Below are 4,436 nucleotides of genomic sequence, written 5' to 3' on the forward strand. Positions count from 1 at the left end.
CAAGAGAAGATACTTATGAATTGCTTGATATTCAAAAATTTCGTGCACTTCAGACACGCATGACAGTCATGGATGAAAATTTTAAAGCTTTAAATGAAAATGTTACCAAACTATCCACATTAGTAATTCAATTAATGCATCAGCAGTCTAAGAGTCCTGCTGACAACCACATGCATGAGCACGTTGACACACAAGGGCAAGGCCCAACTACTGATACATTGCATACTCTCACTGCCAATGAGGTGGATGATTTGTTAAAGAACTTTAAACCACCAGTCTTTAAGGGAGATGACCGAGACTGCAATAAATGATGCAATGAATATCTTTCTCAGCAAGTGGGATGGAATTCACGCATTACGGCGTACTCCGGATGCAGTCAGAGCTCTGCAAACGAGCTTAACTCTGGAAGGCAAGGCCTACAAATGGTGGATGTCTCTCAAGGAGAAGAATATTATACCACAGAGTTGGGCAGCCTTTGAGGCTATATTTCTAAAAGAATTTTTGCCTACGAATGAGTGTGCGCGTCTGTCGCACATGTCAATGCAAGGAACTTGCCAATACACCGTGTGCGAGCCACAAACGGCTCCAAGCACACAACAAGCCTAAACTAGCAAGCTCAAGAAAACAAAGGGTGTGTCACTCACCGCTCTACGCTCGCCTTCGTGGTGGATTCCTCGCCGCGATGAAGAAGAAGCTGCAGTCGTGCCGCGCTCAACCGCTTCGCTGCCGTCGTGCCTTCGTAATGCTCGATCGCACACACACTCTCCCTCTCTCTCTCTCTCTCTCACACACACACACACACACACAAGGAGGTGAAGAAGAAGAAGATGGAGATGGAGCAAGAGCACTCTTCAATTGCACAAATGAGAGAATGAGTGAATTTTAGGTTTAGTTGGCTTTTATATGAGCTCACCCCATTCACACTTGGGCGCCCATGCTTAGCCAACTAATCCCTTGAATGTCCCAGTTAGAGTGCGCCTCTCATCGGCGATCACTCTTACCCTTTTCCTATTGGACCGACAAGCCCGGTACCTGACTCTACCAAATACATAATACACGTCCGTCGTAGGTGATGGGGTGTCCGTGAGCCGTGAGGGTTAACATGCCCCCCTTCCTGATGTAGATTCCGTCCTCGGAAGCTATTGAGTTGAAGCTCGTTCGTCGAGGTGGAAGAGCATTTGAGATGAATGTCCTTAGCCTTCTTCAGTCACTGCAAAATCAAACAACATTGGCACAGTAATTGCATTCTCTTAAAAAGCATATGCAGTTTTAGGTAGACAAATTGATTGGTCAAACAATTTGTTAGCAATGAACATTAAATTGCAATGTAATCAAATGCATAAACAGATGTAAAGGTAAAAAATTAAACAAGTCTGGGGTCGCTAATTTGACGGTCGAAAGGCACTAGAGATCGAATATTAATACCATGGGTAAGCTTCTTAATTTTCTCTGGTCAATTAAGTTGTTTAATCGCGAGAGCCAAGTATTTCATGTTCGAGGGCTGACTAGAGGCTATACCTAGAAGACCTTGTAGTTAAGCTACGATAAAAGGAATTTCTCATGAAATCATCGCCTGACTGATTACCTTTTCTTTGACCCCCCAAAGTCTTTTCACAGTGATTCAATTTTGATGTGTGTGCTTATTTTGTATGCCTTGGGTTTTTTGCTTTTCAAGGAAAAGCGCCCACACTGGGAACCTCTAGGGCTCTAGTACCATAGGCGATACATGTGAGTGAAGTACCAAATCAAGCTGAGATTTCTCTTCCAGCTTAAGATTTTACATTGTGGCACTTTGATTTTTTATTTGTTCGTTTTCAGCATTTTAATTTTGTAACTTTGGGGGGTCATATAACACTGTTACCCTCCCTAGGCTCATCACACTAGTAAACTCCCTCTATAATACTTAAGCTAAAGGTCAATAGGGACTAAGCCCACTAGAAAGCCCTAGTACATTTCACACAATGCTGCTTAAATCGGATTAAGAACCTAAGTAACCATTGATTATTAGGAAGGCATTCCCCATGGTATTAAGAGAAGATCTCTAACGCCTAACTTGGTCAAACTAGCTTAGTCAGACTGCTTGATTTTTAAACCTAGACAAGTGATTATGACAAAAAATTACATTGAATTAAATGTTTGATACTAAGCAAATGCACTGAATATTATGCTACCAATCACAATCAAAGCAGACAAACATGGATGCAAAAAAGATAAGGGGCAATGCTAATGGACAAGAAACACCTGTTTGTGTTGATGGTCGCGCTTGATTTGAAGAGTGAGTCGAGATAAAGATTCCATGAAGGTCCAAATCCTAACAATAGCAACACGCTCTTGTACACACTAGGAAACACAAAGAATACCTCTAGGAGGCACATCAGTGGGAAAAAAGAATCTTGGTAATCACTCAACTCTAAAACAGAAACACTCCTATCGTACTAATCTTACCTACCCTCCATCACTCAAGTGATGAGGATCAAAGGTGGTTGATAACATAGGTTTCTGTTTCAGTGTACCGGATGTGAATGTGTAGGTCTGGTCAATGTTTTGACTTTTATTGTGCATACTCGTTTGCTAATTGCTCTTGCTCTTTACTATTTTTTGTTTTTTGTGAGTATAAGGCTTTATATATACATTCCCTAAGATTGGAAATTGAGAGGTCAGGGAGGAAGGTTGAGAGGGGAGTGAGTGAATGATGACTGTCAGCAAACACTCCCCCCTTCCTTGGGTAGATCATACCGTTTGGAATGAGCTTGTTACCCTTTGAAACCAATTGTTCCAGTTGGTAATAGGTGGGGATTTTTTCCAGTAGTTTTATATTACCTTAGGTGCCTCATCGAGTTGCAAGGGTGGTAAGGTACTCTCCCATGATTTTATTTGCAACATTGTTGTAGGTGGTGAACTTACAACGGGAGGTGCAAATTCTTTCTTGTTTGTATGGATATGTACAATGGTAGGTGGAGGTTGTGTCGAAGCTTCTATTTGCGTATAGGAACTAAATGAAGAGCAAGAAGCTTCATTTGATTTAAAGTTTGATGCATCAATATGCACATGGAAAATTACATTCCAATCGGGCACTCGTAGGATAGGAGCGCTAGTCAAGGTCTTTTTCAATGACTCATAAGCATGGTTCCGCAGTCCATTGGAACTCAATAAAAAGCTTATACAAAGGATGAGCTATCTCGGCAAAGTTTAAAATCAACCATCGGTAATAACTAACATGGCCCATGAACCTTTGAACTCCTTTATAGTTTGTAAGTGGTGGAAAATTGGAAATGGCTTTAATTTTGCTCTCATTTGTGGAAATCTCATTTTTGGACACTATATGTCCTAAAATTACTCCATATTTAACTCAAAATTGGCATTTGAAAGGGTTTAATGAGATGCGATACAATAAGCACTTTTCAAACAATTTTTGTAAACATGATAGATGTTCTTTTCAAGAAGAATAAACACAAAAGTCGTCTAAGAAAGCTTCACAAAACTCCCTCAAATATTCCCCAAAAGCAGTGTTTATCAATCTTTGGAAGGTAGCAGGGGCATTGGTTAAGCCAAAAGCCATAACACAAAATGCAAACACTCCAAATTCTGTGATAAAAGCAGTTTTAGCTTGGTCCTCTAATGCAATTGTGATTTGATTGTAACCAGAGTACCCATCTAAAAAGCTATAAGCTTCCTTGCCCGCAACTCTTTCAAGCACATGTTCTGAATATGGCAAGGGATAATGATCTCTCCTAGTAGCTGCATTAACTTTCTTGAGGTCCACGCACACTCTTAGTTTCCCATTCTTTTTTGGCACAATGACTATTGGAGAAACCCATTCTGAGTGCTCAATAGGGTATATGAATCCACATTGGATAAGTTTTTCAATCTCCTCTTGTACAATTTTGGCGTACTTAGGATTCATTGGATAGGGTCGTTGCTGGATGGGTTTAGCAGTGTTGATCATGGGAATTGTATGTTGCACCACAGAAGGTGGAGCGCCCTTCATGTCATGATATGTCCAAGCAAAGATATCCTTGTATTCCTTGAGGAGCTCCTTAAGTACAGCCTCTTCAGTTTCGGTAAGGTCTTGAGCAATAAAGACTGGTTTAGACTCCTCACCTGGTTCTGCTAATTCTATCTCTTTAACTACCGTTGGACCATCATAGACTCCACTGCTTTCATTGGTAGGTATTCGTAGGGCTTTAGCATACATAACCTTTCGCTCCCCCGTGGTATAAGATTTAAAATGTTCAGGAGCCGTATGTAAGTCAGCAGGCTCTTGTCCTGACAGAGACCTTTCTTTTAGTTCTGCCTCTTTTTGTTGTTGTGCTAACTCTCGGTTTTGACGTCTTCTTATAGTTCGACTCAATTTTGGCTCGGTAACCTCCAATTGAGCGAGGTCAATGGGTCGCGGGCTGCACCACATGACACTCCGGAGATGTTCACCCCAATTG

General features: G+C 41.2%; 3 protein-coding genes. 2 read left to right on the top strand and 1 reads right to left on the bottom strand.

The window, feature by feature from the left end; all coding sequences use genetic code 11:
• Together DD606_RS26020 and DD606_RS26715 are read left to right on the top strand one after the other, a co-directional pair.
• Nucleotides 1-311: hypothetical protein (locus tag DD606_RS26020; RefSeq protein WP_176691470.1), on the top strand; the 311-nt coding region annotated here is incomplete at its 5' end.
• A gap of 4 nt (nucleotides 312-315) precedes the next feature.
• Complete coding sequence (locus DD606_RS26715; protein ID WP_368853790.1) at nucleotides 316-606, top strand: hypothetical protein; 291 nt, start codon at nucleotides 316-318, stop codon at nucleotides 604-606.
• Between the two features lie 2,830 nt (nucleotides 607-3,436).
• Here the strand turns inward: DD606_RS26715 and DD606_RS23875 are convergent.
• A partial coding sequence (locus DD606_RS23875; protein WP_219824225.1) for a reverse transcriptase family protein occupies nucleotides 3,437-4,436 on the bottom strand: 1,000 nt, incomplete at its 5' end.

This window comes from Enterobacter cloacae complex sp. GF14B (assembly GCF_004136805.1).
GTDB classification, from domain to species: domain Bacteria; phylum Pseudomonadota; class Gammaproteobacteria; order Enterobacterales; family Enterobacteriaceae; genus Enterobacter; species Enterobacter hormaechei_C.